The 15,709-nt window shown below is 66.2% G+C and carries 13 protein-coding genes; 6 read left to right on the top strand and 7 right to left on the bottom strand.

Going from position 1 to position 15,709, the window contains the following annotated elements:
- Positions 1-63: 63 nt before the first annotated feature.
- Complete coding sequence (locus BN2475_RS29930) at positions 64-876, bottom strand: helix-turn-helix transcriptional regulator (protein ID WP_094783016.1); 813 nt, start codon at positions 874-876, stop codon at positions 64-66.
- A 156-nt stretch (positions 877-1,032) separates the two neighbouring features.
- Here BN2475_RS29930 and BN2475_RS29925 point away from each other — a divergent pair, with 156 nt between their 5' ends.
- Positions 1,033-1,785, top strand: coding sequence for a class I SAM-dependent methyltransferase (locus BN2475_RS29925; protein ID WP_094783015.1), 753 nt, complete (start codon positions 1,033-1,035; stop codon positions 1,783-1,785).
- Between the two features lie 66 nt (positions 1,786-1,851).
- On the opposite strand, the gene ppc is transcribed toward BN2475_RS29925, so the two are convergent.
- Positions 1,852-5,070 (bottom strand): phosphoenolpyruvate carboxylase, encoded by a 3,219-nt coding sequence (ppc, locus tag BN2475_RS29920; RefSeq protein WP_094783014.1) that lies wholly within the window; start codon positions 5,068-5,070, stop codon positions 1,852-1,854.
- A 393-nt stretch (positions 5,071-5,463) separates the two neighbouring features.
- Here ppc and hemC point away from each other — a divergent pair, with 393 nt between their 5' ends.
- Genes hemC through BN2475_RS29905 form a run of 3 tightly spaced genes read left to right on the top strand, consistent with a single transcriptional unit; the run spans position 5,464 to position 9,715 of the window.
- Positions 5,464-6,492 carry a hydroxymethylbilane synthase gene (gene hemC, locus BN2475_RS29915; protein WP_094783013.1) on the top strand — a complete coding sequence of 343 codons (1,029 nt, stop codon included), beginning with the start codon at positions 5,464-5,466 and terminating at the stop codon, positions 6,490-6,492.
- On the top strand, positions 6,492-8,522 hold the full coding sequence (hemDX, locus tag BN2475_RS29910) for a fused uroporphyrinogen-III synthase HemD/membrane protein HemX (protein ID WP_094783012.1): 2,031 nt from the start codon (positions 6,492-6,494) through the stop codon (positions 8,520-8,522). The genes hemC and hemDX overlap by 1 nt, the downstream gene beginning before the upstream one ends.
- Positions 8,523-8,524: 2 nt before the next feature.
- Positions 8,525-9,715, top strand: coding sequence for a heme biosynthesis protein HemY (locus tag BN2475_RS29905; RefSeq protein WP_094783011.1), 1,191 nt, complete (start codon positions 8,525-8,527; stop codon positions 9,713-9,715).
- 282 nt (positions 9,716-9,997) lie between these two features.
- Here the strand turns inward: BN2475_RS29905 and BN2475_RS29900 are convergent, their stop codons facing one another.
- The 4 genes from BN2475_RS29900 to BN2475_RS29885 form a co-directional block, all read right to left on the bottom strand.
- Positions 9,998-11,317 carry an MFS transporter gene (locus BN2475_RS29900; protein ID WP_094783010.1) on the bottom strand — a complete coding sequence of 440 codons (1,320 nt, stop codon included), beginning with the start codon at positions 11,315-11,317 and terminating at the stop codon, positions 9,998-10,000.
- 97 nt (positions 11,318-11,414) lie between these two features.
- Positions 11,415-11,597, bottom strand: a complete 183-nt coding sequence (locus BN2475_RS34550) for a hypothetical protein (protein WP_162494347.1) — start codon at positions 11,595-11,597, stop codon at positions 11,415-11,417.
- Between the two features lie 45 nt (positions 11,598-11,642).
- On the bottom strand, positions 11,643-12,401 hold the full coding sequence (locus tag BN2475_RS29890; protein ID WP_094783008.1) for an SDR family oxidoreductase: 759 nt from the start codon (positions 12,399-12,401) through the stop codon (positions 11,643-11,645).
- A gap of 74 nt (positions 12,402-12,475) precedes the next feature.
- Entirely contained in the window at positions 12,476-13,915 is a 1,440-nt protein-coding gene (locus BN2475_RS29885; RefSeq protein ID WP_094783007.1) for an aldehyde dehydrogenase family protein, read from the bottom strand.
- Positions 13,916-14,187: 272 nt separating this feature from the next.
- Here BN2475_RS29885 and ppa point away from each other — a divergent pair, with 272 nt between their 5' ends.
- Positions 14,188-14,715: an inorganic diphosphatase gene (gene ppa, locus BN2475_RS29880; RefSeq protein ID WP_094783006.1), complete on the top strand. Its 528-nt coding sequence runs from the start codon at positions 14,188-14,190 to the stop codon at positions 14,713-14,715.
- Between the two features lie 146 nt (positions 14,716-14,861).
- Here ppa and BN2475_RS29875 read toward each other — a convergent pair whose 3' ends face one another.
- Positions 14,862-15,062: a heavy-metal-associated domain-containing protein gene (locus BN2475_RS29875; RefSeq protein ID WP_094783005.1), complete on the bottom strand. Its 201-nt coding sequence runs from the start codon at positions 15,060-15,062 to the stop codon at positions 14,862-14,864.
- A gap of 244 nt (positions 15,063-15,306) precedes the next feature.
- On the opposite strand from BN2475_RS29875, the gene BN2475_RS29870 reads away from it, so the two are divergent.
- Positions 15,307-15,699 (top strand): DUF2946 family protein, encoded by a 393-nt coding sequence (locus tag BN2475_RS29870; RefSeq protein WP_094783004.1) that lies wholly within the window; start codon positions 15,307-15,309, stop codon positions 15,697-15,699.
- Positions 15,700-15,709 lie beyond the last annotated feature (10 nt).

The raw sequence follows: 15,709 nt of genomic DNA, 5'->3' as shown, positions 1-15,709 counted from the left end.
TCCGCCCACGCGCAACACCGCCCGCCGCTCGCGCCGGTCAAACAGGTGCCATCGGCCAGCCGGCTATTCGCGTACCAGCACCACCAGCTTCAGATCTTCGCGATGCGCGGGCTTGAAGGTGATCTGGTCGTAGACGACGCGGCCGTCGCGCGGATGGTTGAACTCGCGCCGTCCGCCCTCGCGGCCGCCAACGTCCTGCGACGCCCAGAAGCGCGCGAACGCGTCGCTTGCCGCCGACAGCGAATCGATCAGCGCGCGGGTCGGCGCATCGTTCAGATGACGGATCGAGTCCGCGCGGAATTCGGCGGCAAGCCGTCGCGCGCGCGTTTCCCAATCGACGATCAGCGCGCACGCGGCGGGTTCGGTAAACGTGTAGCGCAGCAGATTGCGATCATGCGCGCCGTCCAGCCAGCCGACGAACAGATCGGCGGCCCGTTCGTTCCACGCGAGCGCATTCCATTGGCGATCGAGCACGTAGGCCGGCGCGTTCACGAGCTGCACCGTTTCGAGCAGTGTGGCGGGCGCGTCGGCGGCGGCCGGATCGGGCTCGGCCGGATCGCGCTGCGCGGCCAGCTCGAACAGGTACGCGCGCTCGGCGCGCGACAGTTGCAGCGCAACCGCGATCCGCGCGAGCGCATCGGCGGACGCGGAGACCGGCCGGCCCTGTTCGATCCATGTGTACCAGGTCGGACTCACGCCGCACAGCTGCGCAACTTCCTCGCGGCGCAAGCCGGGCGTGCGGCGGCGCGGCCCGGGCGGCAGGCCGACCGCTTGCGGCGAGAGCCGTTCGCGGTGCGCGCGGATGAAGTCGCCGAGCGCGCGAGCCGGGGTGGCGTCGAGCGGCGGCGGGTGGTCTGCGGAAGACGGCGTGATCATTCGGAGCGGGCGGCGCGCGGAGGGGGTAATAGAGATACCAGAATAATTGCTTAACTTGTACTGGTACATGGCGGGCTCTATTGTAGCGGCTGGAATGGCGCAATGCCTTCCAGCCGCCTTCCAGCCGCTACCCCCAACAAACAACCGGAGCCTCCCATGAAGCATCACGATCAGGTCGCCGACGCCTTCGGCTCGACCGCCGCCGCCTACTTGACGAGTCAGACCCATGCAACCGGAGCGGACCTGCGGACGCTGGCCGAATCGATCGCCGCGACGCCGGGGGCGACGGTGCTCGACATGGGTTGTGGCGCGGGCCACGCGAGTTTCGCGGTCGCGCCGCACGCGCGTGAAGTCGTTGCCTACGACATCGCGCCGCAGATGCTGGCCACGGTCGCCGGCGCGGCGCACGAGCGCGGCCTCGCCAACATCCGCACGCAGCAGGGCGCGGCCGAGGCGCTGCCGTTCGACGACCATGGGTTCGACTGGGTAATCAGCCGGATGAGCGCGCATCACTGGCACGATGTGCCGCGTGCGCTCGCCGAAGTCCGGCGCGTATTGAAGCCGGGTGGCAAGGTGCTGTTCATCGATATCGCCGGCATCGATCATCCGTTGCTCGACACGCATATCCAGGCGATCGAGTTATTGCGCGACGGTTCGCACATTCGCGATTACCGGGCCGACGAGTGGGTCGCGTTGTTCGCGGCGGCGGGTTTCAACGCATCGATTCGCGAACGCTGGCGCATCGATATCGAGTTCAGTTCGTGGGTGGCGCGCATGCGCACGCCGCAGGCGCGCGTGGTGGCGATCCACTCGCTGTGGGACCACGCGCCGGATGAAGTGCGTCAATATTTCGACGTGCAGCAAGACGGCTCGTTCAAGCTCGACGCGTTGATGATCGACGCGCATTGAAAAAAGCCGGGCGCGGCCGACAAGGCCGCGCCCGGCTTTTGCAACCGGCTCGTGGTCAGCGCAAGCTCAGCCCGTATTGCGCAGCCCCGCCGCAATCCCGTTGATGCACAAATGAATCCCGCGCCGCACGCGCGCATTGGTGTCGCCCGCGCGGTGACGCTTGAGCAGCTCCACCTGCAGGTGATTCAGCGGGTCCAGATACGGGAAGCGGTTCTTGATCGAGCGCGCGAGCAGCGGATTCTCCGCAAGGCGCTCGCTCTTGCCGGTGATCTCCGACAGCACCTTCGAGGTGCGCTCCCATTCCGCGACGATGCGCTCGAACACGTGCTTGCGCAGCTTCTTGTCCGTCACCAGCGCCGCGTAGCGCGATGCGACCGCGAGGTCGGTCTTCGCGAGCACCATGTCCATGTTCGACAGCAGGTTCGAAAAGAACGGCCACGTCTTGTGCATTTTCTTCAGCAGCGCGAGACGTCGTGCGCGTTCGGCTTCGCTCGGCGCGTCGTCGAGATGGGCGGCCACCGCGCTGCCGAAACCGTACCAGCCGGTCAGCAGCAGGCGGCATTGGCCCCACGAGAAACCCCACGGAATCGCGCGTAAATCTTCGATCTTGCGTTGCTTCGGATCCTGCAGCTTGCGCGACGCGGGCCGGCTGCCGATGTTCAGTTCGGCGATCTCCGCGATCGGCGTCGACTCGAAGAAGTACTCCTTGAAACCCGGCGTTTCGTAGACCAGCGCGCGATACGCGGCCATCGCCGCGTCGGACAGCTGCTGCATGGTCTGTTCGAACGCGGGCAGGTCTGCGGGCGCATTGCCGTGCGGCAGCAGCGACGCTTCGAGCGTCGCGGCGACCACCGTTTCCAGATTGCGCCGGCCGATCTCCGGATTGCCGAACTTGCTCGCGATCACTTCGCCTTGCTCGGTCAGGCGGATCTGACCGTCGACGGTGCCCGGCGGTTGCGACAGAATCGCCTGATAGGTCGGACCGCCGCCCCGGCCGACGGTGCCGCCGCGTCCATGGAACAGCCGCAGCGTCACGCCGCGTTCGTTGAACAGCGACACCAGCGCGAGTTCGGCGCGATACAGCTCCCAGTTCGACGTGAGGAAGCCGCCGTCCTTGTTGCTGTCGGAATAGCCGAGCATCACTTCCTGCTGGTTGCCCTGATGTTCGATCAGCGCATCGACGCCCGGCAGCGCAATCAGATCGCGCATGATGTGCGGCGCGTTGCGCAGGTCAGGGATCGTCTCGAACAGCGGGATCACCATCAGGCCCGCGCGGGCCGGATCGTTCGCATCGCCCAGACGGCCGCGCAGCAGGCCGGTCTCCTTTTGCAGCAGCATCACTTCCACCAGATCGCTGACGGTTTCCGTGTGCGAAATGATGTAGTTGCGCACTGCGCGCGCACCGAATTTTTCACGCGTGACGCGCGCCTCTTCGAGCACGCCGAGCTCACTCTTCACGAGATCGGAATAGTCGGCGTACGGCACGCGCAAGGGGCGCGGTTGCGCGAGTTCCGCGAGCAGCACGTCGAGTTTGTCGGCTTCGGAGAGCGCCGCGTAATCGTCCGCGACGCCCGCGCGCTTGAGCAGTTCGGCGATCACTGCTTCGTGGATGTCGGAGCTTTGCCGCAAGTCGATGCTCGCCAGGTGAAAGCCGAACACTTCGGCGGCGCGTGCGAGCGGCGCCAGGCGCGGTGCGGCGAGCGGCGCGCCGTGATGCTCGGTGAGCGAGTCGAGCAGCACGTGCAGGTCGCGCACGAATTCGGCGGCGTCGCCGTAGGGTTTGGCGCGCACCGGCGCCGCGCCGCGGCCCGCGCTGCGCAACGGCACGCTGCCTTCGCCGAGGCGCACCCGTGCGCTCGCGGCGAGCCGCGTGTACATGCCGATCAAGGCGCGGCGATACGGCTCGTCGGTGCGATGCGGCGACTGGTCGGGCGACACCGCCGCGAGTTCTTTCAACGCATCGCTCGAGCCGACCAGCAGGTTCGACACCGACAACTCCGCGCCGAGCTTGTGCACTTGCTCCAAGTAGTGTTCGAGGATCACCGCGGCCTGGCGCGTGATCGCGTGTTCGAGGGTCTCGGCGGTGACGTTCGGATTGCCGTCGCGGTCGCCGCCGATCCAGCTGCCCATCTGGAAGAACGGCGGCAGGCGCGCGGCGAGCCCGTGTTCCTTGAGCGCCTCTTCGATGTCGGCATAGAGCGCCGGAATCTCTTCGAGGAAGGTCGCGCGGTAGTACGACAGCGCGTTCTCGATTTCGTCGGCCACGGACAGACGCGCGTCGCGCAGCATCCGCGTTTGCCACAGCGACGTGACGCGGGCGCGCAGCATCGCATCGTTGTGCGCGCGTTCGCGGTCGGTCAACGGCTGGTCGCGTTCGGCGAGCAGTCGCGCGACGTCGTGCTGCGCGTCGAGAATGCTCTTGCGCTGCACTTCGGTCGGGTGCGCGGTCAGCACCGGCACGATCAGCGCGTCGTTGAAGAACTGCTGCAACACGGGGGTCGCGGCCGCGCCCGCCGTGACGAGCCGGTCGAGCGCATGGGCGATGGTGCCCGGTTGCGCGGTCGAGCCGGCGAGCGCGTGAATGCGGTGCCGGCGATTGTGGTGGCGGTCTTCCGCGATATTCGCGAGGTGCGAGAAGTAGCTGAATGCGCGCACCACGCTGACCGTCTGGCCCGGGCTCAACGAGCGCAGCTTCTTGTCGAGTGTCTGCGCGGCGGCGCTGTCGTCCTCGCGACGAAACCGCACGGCGGTCTGCCGGATCGTTTCGACGACGTCGAACACCTCATCGCCTTCCTGTTCGCGCAGCACGTCGCCGAGCAGACGTCCCAGATAACGGATGTCCTGGAACAGCGGATGGTCCTTGTCTTCGCGCGTGCGGCCGGCGCTTTTCAGCGCGGCCTCGGGGCTGCCGGCTGGCATGGTTTGCTTGCGCGCTGGCGCGATCGGCGGCGCGGCGTCGGCGCTCGCGACAACCTTGATCTTCGTGGCGCCGGGCTTGGCCGGCTTGCGCGCTTGAGCGGAGGCCGTGGCCTGCTCTGCCTTGTCTGCCTTGTCTGCCTTGTTCGCCTCCTTCGCCTTGATCGACGTGGAAGCGGTCGCGGCCTTCGGCACTTTGGCCGCTTGCGCGGCCTGGGCAGTCTTGCCGGCGCGTGGGGTGCGTTTGGCAGGGGTCGATGCGGCGTCGATGCCGGTGGAAGCGGTGGACGCAGTGGCGGCGTCGGCCGCGCGAGCGTTGGGCGATGCAGTGTTGCGGCGGGTAGAGCGCGCCGATCCGGAAGACGTCACGATGGGTTTCCTCAGGGAAGCCAGGGTCTGTTGAGTGATGAACTGCTACTGCGGAACTGCACTACGAACTGCAACGTGAAGTGAAACGTGAACTGCGCGAAACGGCATGGGCCGATGGCGTGACGCCGGAGAGGGGGCCGCGGATGCGCACGGGATGTGCCGCGTGCACGCGAGCAGGCGACGCAGTCACGCCGCATTGCATCATCCCGCATGCCACGCCCCGGTGCGCGAACGACCGTGCGTGAACAAGCCGGGATGGGGCCGGCGCGCGTCGCGCGAAGCCCATCTCCTCCATCGATACCGCGCCGGCACGGCGCCTCGCTGTGCCTTGGGACACAAGGGCGCGTGCTAACATTGATTGTTATTACATCCCGTCATTCGATCAGCAAGCTAATGAACACCGAGACGTTTTCGACGCCACCCCACACGCTTGTGATTGCGTCGCGAGAAAGCCGCCTGGCCATGTGGCAAGCGGAGCATGTGCAATGTGCGCTGCACAAATTATATCCATCTTGTGACGTAAAAATTCTCGGAATGACAACACGCGGCGATCAAATTCTCGATCGCACGCTGTCGAAGGTCGGTGGCAAAGGCCTCTTCGTCAAGGAACTGGAAGCCGCGCTGGCCGATGGCCGCGCCGACCTCGCCGTGCACTCCCTGAAGGACGTGCCGATGGAATTGCCCGCGGGCTTCGCGCTGACTGCGATCATGGAGCGCGAAGATCCGCGCGACGCGCTGGTGTCCAATCAGTACGACTCGCTTGCCGCGTTGCCGGCGGGCGCCGTGGTCGGCACCTCGAGTTTGCGTCGTGAGGCGATGCTGCGCATGCGATACCCGCACCTCGAGGTGCGGCCGTTGCGTGGCAATCTGGATACGCGTCTGGCGAAACTCGATCGGGGCGACTACGCGGCGATCATTCTCGCCGCCGCCGGGCTCAAGCGTTTGGGTTTGGGCGAGCGCATCCGCGCCTTGCTCGATCCGCAAGACAGCTTGCCGGCGGCGGGGCAGGGCGCGCTCGGCATCGAGATTCGCGCCGATCGCGCAGACCTCGCCGCGTGGCTCGCGCCGCTGCATCACGCACACACGGCCGCGGCCGTCGAAGCGGAACGCATGGTGTCGCGTGCGCTCGGCGGCAGTTGCGAGGTGCCGCTCGCCGCGTATGCGAGCTGGCATGACGGCGCGCTGCATCTGCGCGGCATCGTCGCGACGCCTGATGGGCAGCGCGTGCTGAGCGCGCAGGCCTCGGCGCCCGCGCCCACGATCGAGCACGCGCTCGCGCTGGGCCAGCAAGTGGCGAGCGCGCTCGAACAGCAGGGCGCGCTCGACATCGTGCGTGCGCTCAGCACCGCCAGTGGTCCCGCCGACCCCGCCGACGCGTCGCGCGGGAGTGCGGCGGCGGACAGCGCGGCGTCCGGCGAGTGATGGCGGCCGACATCCCAGGTCACGCGGCTTCGTCCGCCACAGCGTCGCGCGAGGCGGCGTTCACGGTCGTGATTACGCGACCGGCCGGTCAGTCGAGCGAGCTCATCAGGCAACTCGACGCTGCCGGCCTCGCCACGCTCGAGTTCCCGCTGATCGAGATCGCGCCCGTCGCCGATGACGCGCCGTTGCGCGCTGCGTTGGCTTCGCTGGAGCGCTATGCGCTCGTCGTGTTCGTGTCGCCGAATGCGGTCGACCACGCCTTCGCCCGCCACCAGGGCATCTGGCCGCATGCGTTGCCGATCGGCGTGGTCGGGCCGGGCAGCGTGCAGGCGCTCGCGCGCCACGGCGTCGCCGCGCCGGCGCATCGCGTGATCAGCCCGGCATCAGGCGCCGCCGATGACGAAGCAACCGGCTTCGATTCCGAAGGCCTCTTCGCGGCGCTCGACGCCTCGCTCGGCGCGGCGAGTCTCGACGGCAAGCGCGTGCTGATCGTGCGCGGCGATGGCGGCCGCGAGTGGCTCGCCGACCGTCTGCGCGAAGCGGGCGCCGAAGTCGAAGCGGTCGCCGCGTATCGGCGCGTCGTGCCCGAGCCGTCGATCCGCGGCTGGGCGCGCGTGCATGCGCTGCTCGCCGGCGCGCCGCACGCATGGCTGCTGACCAGTTCCGAAGGCGTGCGCAATCTGCACGAACTCGCCCAGGAGCATCTGACCGCCGACGAGATCGTGCAGCTCAAGCGCGCGAACCTCGTCACACCTCATCCCCGAATCGCGCAAACCGCGCGGGCATTGGGTTTTGATAGGATGACGGTGTCCGGCCCGGGCGACGAGCGCATTGTCCGCGCACTGCTTGCCGCCGTCCCGCCCGTAGTCCAACCGGTACCGTCCAACCCGGCTCATTCACCGGCTAATTCACGCATGACTGAAACGAACGCATCCACGCACGCTTCACCCCAGCCAGCCGCGACCACCGCGTTGCCGCCGAATCAACCCTTCACGCCGTACGAAGCGCAAAAGCGCCGCAGCGCGAGCGGACCGCTGCTGTGGTTGGTCGTCCTGATCATTGCTGGTGCGGCGGGCGTCGGCGGCTTTGCGCTCAATCGCAAGGTGGAGCGCAGCGAACAGCGGCTCGCGCAACGCCAGCAGGCCAACGACACCCAGACCAACGAACTGCGCATCAAGACCGAGCAGGCGCTGGCCACCGTGCATCAGTCCGATTCGCAGGTCGCGCAACTCGAAGGCAAGCTCGCCGATGCGCAAGCCGCGCAGCAGGCGCTGCAACAGCAGTACGCGGACCTTGCCCGCAATCGCGACGACTGGACGCTCGCCGAAGTCGGACAGATGCTGTCGGCCGCGAGCCAGCAGTTGCAGCTCACCGGCAACACGCAGCTCGCGTTGTTCGCGCTGCAAAGCGCGGATACGCGCCTCGCCGCCTCGGACAGCCCGCAGGCCGTCGCGGTTCGCAAGGCCATCGCACAAGACATCGACAAGCTGAAGGCCGCGCCTTCCACCGACCTCACGGGTCTCGCCATCAAGCTCGACGACGCGATCGATCACATCGACAGCCTGCCGCTCGCGGGCGAAGCGCCGATCCCCCATGCCACCCCGCACGCGGCCACATGGGCCGACACCGCGAAGGTGGCCGCGGCTACCGGCAAGCCGCGCTGGGAAGTGTGGCTGCATGAGGTGACGGCAGGTGTCGGCCAGCAGTTGACGAGCCTCGTGCAGGTGCGCCGCATCGACAACGCCGATGCGATGCTGGTCACGCCCGACCAGGGCTACTTCGTGCGTCAGAACCTGAAGCTGCGTCTGCTGTCCGCGCGGGTCGCGCTGCTCTCGCGCAACCAGACCACGCTGAAGTCCGACCTGCAGGCGGCGCAGACCTCGCTCACACGCTACTTCGACAACGCGTCGAAAGAGACGCAGACCGTCGTCGATCTGGTCAAGCAGGTGGATGCGGGTTCGGCCGCGGTCGAACTGCCGAATCTGAACACGAGCCTGCAGGCCGTCAATCAATACCGGAGCCGAGGTTAATCATGGCGATCCGGGGACTTCTATGGCTTGCGTTGCTGTTCGCCATCGCGGTGGCGCTGGCGGTGGTCGGGCGCTTCGACACGGGGCAGGTGCTGCTGATCTATCCGCCGTACCGCGTCGACATGTCGTTGAATCTGTTCGTGGTCGGGCTGGTGGTGCTGTTCATCCTGCTGTACGCACTGCTGCGCATCGTCCGCAATATCTGGCGCATGCCGCAGCGCGTGGCCGCGTACCGTGCGCGCTCGCGCGTCGCGAAGGCGCACGCGGCGCTGCGTGATGCGATCGGCAATCTGTATGCGGGGCGTTTCACGCGTGCGGAAAAGGCCGCGAAAGATGCGCTCGCGAACGTCGACAACAAGGGCGCGGCCGGTCTGATCGCCGCCACCGCCGCGCATCGCATGCGTGAATACGCGCGGCGCGACGAATGGCTCGCGCAGATCGACGGCGCCGACTGGCAGGACGCGCGCCTGATGGCCACCGCCGACATGCGCGCCGACGGCCGCGACGCCGACGGCGCATTGACCGCGCTGACCGAAATGCAGTCGCAGGGCGCGCGGCGCATTCACGCGCAGCAGATCATGTTGCGTGCGCAACAGCAATTGAAGAACTGGGGCGAGGTGCACAAGCTCGTCAAGACGCTGGAAAAGCGCGAGGCGATCCATCCGGCGGTGGCGGTGCGCCTGCGTCAACTGGCGGCGGAGAATCTGCTGCGCGACCGGCGTCATAACGCCGATGCGCTGCTGGAAATGTGGAACTCGCTGTCGGCGACCGAGCGTCATTCGCCGCGTCTCGCCGACCTCGCCGCGGAACTGCTGGTGGCGCTGAATCGTCCGCAGGAAGCGCGCAAGATCGTCGAGGAAGCGCTTGCGCAGAACTGGGACGCGCGCCTCTTGCGCCGCTATCCGGATACGGCCGCGGGCGACGCGCTGCCGTTGATCCAGAAGGCCGAGGCATGGCAGAAGGATCGTCCGGAAGATGCGGACCTGATGTTCACGCTGGGTCGCTTGTGCCTGCATCAGCAGTTGTGGGGCAAGGCGCAATCGTTCCTCGAACGTGCGCTGAAGCTGGCCGACAATGAGACGCTCAGAATCCGCTCGCATCGTGCATTGGCGCGTTTGCACGAGCAGCTCGGCGATGCGGACAAGGCGAGCCAGCACTATCGCGAAAGCGCGCTGGCGATGAACGTGGTGTGACGATATTGGCACGCTGCGGTTGGCTCCCTGCGCCGTGTGGTTCGCGCGATAGGTGGGCAGACCGAAAAAGCCCCGGCGTTACGAGACGCTCGGGGCTTTTTTTGTTGACACGTGTGGCGCGTGAAGATTCGGGCGTGCGCGATGCATCCCGAGCCTTAACCTGACACGCTGCTGCGTTGCTGCGTTGCTGCGTTGCTGCGTTGCTGCGTTGCCGCGTTGCCGCGTTGCCGCGTTCGCGACGTTCGCGGGCGCGCGCCGCCCGATCTCAGGCGGCGCACCGCTTCACCTGTTGACGATTCGCGCCGGTACGCTGATCGCGAGCAGGCCGCCTAGCACCATGAACGCCGCCAGCATGTACATGCCGGAGTCGTTCGCGGCGGTCGCCTGCTTGAGCCAACCCACCGCGTAGGGGCTCAGAAAGCCCGCCAGGTTGCCGATCGAATTGATCATCGCGATACCGGCGGCCGCGCCCGTGCCGGCAAGGATCGCCGTGGGCAGGCTCCAGAACAGCGGCAGCGTAGTCAGAATGCCCATGGTCGCGAGCGTGAGCGAGGCCATCGCCAGCACCGTGCTCTGCGCCCACACCACGGACAGCACGAGGCCGACCGCACCTGCGAACGCGGGCAACGCGATATGCCAGCGCCGCTCGCGCGTGCGGTCCGCGCTGCGCGCGACGAACACCATCGCCACCACCGCCGCCGCGAATGGGATCGCGGACAGCAGGCCGATCATGAACGCGTCGGTGACGCCGGTCGCCTTGATGATGGTCGGCAGCCAGAAGCTCACGCCGTACAGACCCATCACGAACGAGAAGTACGTGAGCGAAAGCATCAGCACGCGGCCGCTCGTGAGTACCTGGCGGATCGGCATATCGTGCTTGGTGGCTTCTTCGGCCGACACCTGGCTTTCGAGCAATTGCTGCTCTTCCCTGGTGAGCCATTTGGCGTTCGCGATGCGGTCGTCGAGCATCAGGAACACCATGATCCCGACGATCACCGATGGAATCCCTTCGAGCAGGAACAGCCACTGCCAGCCATGCCAGCCGTTGAGGTCGTTGAAGCTCTTCAGGATATAGCCCGACAGCGGCCCGCCGATCACGCCCGACAGCGCGATCGCCGTCATGAACCAGGTGGTCATGCGGCCGCGCCGGTGCGCCGGATACCAGTAGGTGAGATACAGGATGATGCCGGGGAAGAAACCCGCCTCGGCGAGACCGAGCAGAAAGCGCATCACGTAGAACATGGTCGGCGTGGTGACGAACATGGTCAGCATCGAAATCACGCCCCACGACACCATGATCCGCGCGATCCACACGCGTGCGCCCACCTTGTGCAGGATCACGTTGCTCGGAATCTCGAAGATGAAATAGCCGATGAAGAAAATCCCCGCGCCGAAGCCATACACCGCATCGCTCAAGCCGAGGTCGCTGGTCATTTGCAGCTTGGCGAAGCCGACGTTCACGCGGTCCAGATACGCGACCACGTAGCAGAGCATCAGGAACGGCGCGAGCCGCCAGCTGACCTTGCGGTAGGTCGCCTCTTCGAAGGTGGAAGGCGGCGCACCTGCGCCGGGATGGTGAAGCGGGTCTGCGGGACTAGCCATCGTGTCTCCTCTTTTGTTGTGAAATTGACGTGCCGCTGTCGAGCGATTCTAGCCGTGTGGGATCATTTGCAGGCAAATCGATACCGGGGGGAAACACTTACTTCGGCATCGACCTCGACACCGACACCGGCACTGACACCGTCACTGACACCGGCACTGGCACCGGCACCGGCACCGGCACCGACACCGACACCGACACCGACACCGACACCGACACCGACACCGACACCGACACCGACACTGACACCGGCACTGACCCTGGCTTCGGCGAGAGCCGCACGCGGCCCTCGCCTGCGCGAGTGGTGCTGCAAACGCGTCGCGGCGCTCACACGCAGCGCCCGCCGTCCACTTCGAGACACACGCCGGTGATGAACTCCGCTTCGTCGGACGCCAGATAGAGCGCCGCGTTGGCGACGTCCTGCGGGGTCGAGAAGCGCCCGAGCGGAATGCCGGCGAGAAAGCGCTGGCGATTTTGCGGCGTATCCTCGACGCCCATGAACTCGGAAAGCAACGCCGTTTCACCGATCACCGGATTCACGCAGTTCACGCGAATCCGGTCGGCACCGAGTTCGACGGCGAGCGACTTGCTCGCGATGATCACCGCGCCCTTGCTGCCGTTGTACCAGACGAGCCCCGGCCGCGGCCGCACGCCGGCCGTCGACGCGATATTGACGAAGCTGCCGCCGCCTTGCTCGCGGAAATACGGCACGAACTCCTGCACGCTCCAGTAGATGCTTTTCACGTTCACCGCGTAGACGCGGTCGAATTCGGCTTCCGTCACTTCCAGCACCGGCTTGTTGCGATGCGTGGTGCCGGCATTGTTGACCACGATCTGCACACTGCCGAAATCTTCCAGCGCCGCCTCGCGCAACGCGCGCCAGTCATCGCGTAGCGCCACGTTGCCGGGCACCGCGATGGCCTTGCCGCCGGCTAGCGCGATCTCGCTTGCCACGCGCTCGGCGGCCGCGCCATTCAGATCGTTGACCACCACGTTCGCGCCTTCGCGCGCATAGGTCTTCGCGATGCCTTCGCCGAAACCCGAGCCGCCACCCGTGACGATGGCTGTTTTACCTGTCAACCGCATGATGTCTCCGCTATTTGTTGTGGACGGTGTTGCAACTGAATGGTGATGCGTGCCGGCCTCGAACCCGCAACCGGCTAGCCATGCCGGATCGCGATGGTCTTCAGCACGGTGAAGCCGTACAGCGCTTCGAAACCTTTTTCGCGCCCGTGGCCCGAATGCCTGACGCCGCCGAACGGCAATTCGACGCCGCCGCCCGCGCCATAGTTGTTAATGAACACCTGGCCGGAGCGCACACGCCGCGCGAGACGCATCTGGCGCGCGCCGTCGCGCGTCCAGATGCCGGCTACGAGGCCGTACTGCGTGCCGTTGGCGAGCGCGAGCGCTTCGTCTTCGTCGCTGAAGGACATGGCGGCGAGCACTGGCCCGAACACTTCGTCGCACGCGAGGCGATGGCCGGCGGGCACGTCGCGCAGCAGCGTGGGCGCCTGATAGAAGCCGCTCTCCGGCGCTTCGGGAATCACTTCGCCGTGTGCCGCCATCGCGATGCCGTCGTGCTGCGCGTCGGAGAGGAAGTCCCACACGCGCTGCTGTTGCTTCGCGTTGATGAGCGGCCCGCAGTCGAGGTCGGCATGCGACGGCCCGACGCGCAGCGCCTGGAACGCGTTACCCAGCCGGTCGAGTAAAGGTTCATAGATGGCCCGCTCGATCAGCACGCGGCTGCCCGCCGAACAGGTCTGCCCGGCGTTCTGCACGATCGCCGACACCAGCACGGGCAGCGCCGCGTCGAGGTCCGCGTCGGCGAAGACGATTTGCGGCGACTTGCCGCCCAGTTCCAGCGTGACCGGCACGTGATTCTCGGCGGCCATCTGCGTGACCAGCTTGCCGGTTTCGGGCGAGCCGGTGAACGAAATGTGATCGATGCCGGGATGACGCGCGAGCGCGGCACCCGCTTCGTGTCCATAGCCGGTGACGATATTCAGCGCGCCGACCGGCAAGCCCGCTTCGGCAGCCAGTTCGGCGACGCGCAGCACCGACAGGCAGGCGTCCTCGGCCGGTTTGACGACGCACGCATTGCCGGTGGCGAGCGCCGCGCCGACGCTGCGGCCGAAAATCTGCATCGGATAGTTCCACGGCACGATGTGACCGGTCACGCCGTGCGGCTCGCGGATCGTCAGCACCGTATAGCCGCTCTGGTAAGGCAGCGTTTCGCCGTGCAGCTTGTCGGCCGCGCCTGCGTAGAACTCGAAATAGCGGGCGAGGGCGGCCGCATCGCCGCGCGCCTGCTTGAGCGGCTTGCCGGTGTCGCGCGCTTCGAGCTGCGCCAGCTCTTCCTGGCGGGCCGCCACCAGCATCGACAGCCGGTACAGCACGCGGCCACGTTCGGCGGCGCTGGCCGCGCCCCATGCGCCGTCGAACGCGCGGCGCGCGGCGTGCACGGCGGCGTCGATATCGGCCGCGGTGCCGCGCGCCAACACGGTGAACGGCTGGCCGTCCGACGGATCGAGCACGGCGATCGTTTCGCCGCCGGAAGCGGCGCACCACTCGCCGCCGATGAAGTGTCGGGCTTCTTCCATGCATGCTCCTTGAAATGTCGCGCGGCCGGGTCGAGCCACACGGTGTTCACGAATGGGACTCACAAGCGGGACGCACAAGCGAGAGACGCCCAACGATTATCGCGCCGATCCCCGCACGGGTGGCATCGGCCGATTGGCTATAATGGCGCATTCCGCACTGTGCGGCCGTACCGTGGCCGCTCGCGGCGAGATCCAGGCATCCACGATGCATGCCGCCAGAGCCCACGCGCCGTACGCCGTGTTCCGACTTCCATCCTGATCAGAGAGCGCTCATGAGCTTCAATCACGTCCCCGCAGGCAAAGACCTTCCGCAAGATTTCAACGTCATCATCGAAATCCCGGCGCAGAGCGATCCGGTGAAGTACGAAGCCGACAAGGAAATGGGCCTGCTCGTCGTCGACCGTTTCATCGGCACCGGCATGCGCTATCCGGCCAACTACGGCTTCATTCCGCAAACGCTGTCGGGCGACGGCGACCCGGTTGACGTGCTGGTGATCACGCCGTTCCCGCTGCTGGCCGGCTCGGTGGTGCGCGCACGTGCGCTCGGCATGCTGCAAATGACCGACGAATCGGGCGTGGACGCGAAGCTGATCGCCGTGCCGCACGACAAGATCTGCCCGATGACTGCGGACCTGAAGTCGATCGACGACGTCCCGGCTTACCTGAAAGACCAGATCAAGCACTTCTTCGAGCAATACAAGGTGCTGGAGAAGGGCAAGTGGGTGAAGGTCGACGGCTGGACGGGCATCGAAGCCGCGCACAAGGAAATCAGCGAAGGCGTCGCGAACTACAAGAAGTAGAGCAGGGTAGTCGCAAGGCAAGAGATTGACTTCGCTTTGCGGACCACAGGTAGCACAGGAAGAGGCAAGCCACCACGGCTTGCCTCTTTGTGTTTGCTCAGCTGGATTTTGACGGTGAGGCTTGCGAACCGCCCCGGCTGTCGCGTTTACGGCGCGGTGGCGACGGGATCGAAGCCAGCTTCCTCGATTGCGCCGGCGATCTGCTCCTGCTCCAGCGCTGACTCGACCTTCACCGTTTTTGCTGCGAGATCAATCTCGACTTTGGCAGCCGGGTCCAGGTTTGTTATCGCCCTGCTTACGGCGCTCGCACATCCGCCGCATGACATGTCGGCTACATTGAATTCCATTTTTGCGGCTCCTTATAACGAGAAACGCTTACAGCATGAAGCTTCCCATAATGGGAATGTCAACGGGGGCGACGTTGCCGGTCTGACGGAGCAACGCGATGGATGCCGTCACGAACACGTCGACTCATCCGACTCGCAAACCTCGCGCGCTGATGAAGCTGCCGCAACCCAGCCGCTTTGCCGTTACGCACTCACACGTTCGCGCGCCTACAGCGGTCCCGACCCCGTGCTAGACTCTGCCCCCATGTCCTACTGGCGCAAACTCTTTCTTGTCGTGCTGCTTGCACTGAGCCTGCCGGTTCAGTCATTTGCGGCCGTCTCGATGATTTGTGCCGTCTCGGCAGCGGCCGACGACGGAGCGACCGCCCATCATCTCCATCAATCCGGGTCGGCGGACCAACATGCCGTTATCGCCGAAGACGATGACCACCATGGCCATCACCACAACGGCGGCCATCACATGCACGCGTGTTTGACCTGCGCGTCCTGCTGTGTCGGTGCAGTGCTACCGGTTGTGCCTGCGGTTTGCGCTGCGGCTGAGCCGGCTCATTTCCCTGTCCCATTGCCTCCCGCTGCCGGTGTCGTGTTGTTCCTGACCGGCGGCATCGAACGGCCTCCCCGCGCGATTCTCATCTGATCCACGCACT

The organism is Paraburkholderia ribeironis, assembly GCF_900019265.1.
Lineage (GTDB): Bacteria > Pseudomonadota > Gammaproteobacteria > Burkholderiales > Burkholderiaceae > Paraburkholderia > Paraburkholderia ribeironis.
The sequence above is the reverse complement of the archived record's forward strand: the minus strand, read 5'-3'. Positions and strand labels throughout refer to the sequence as shown.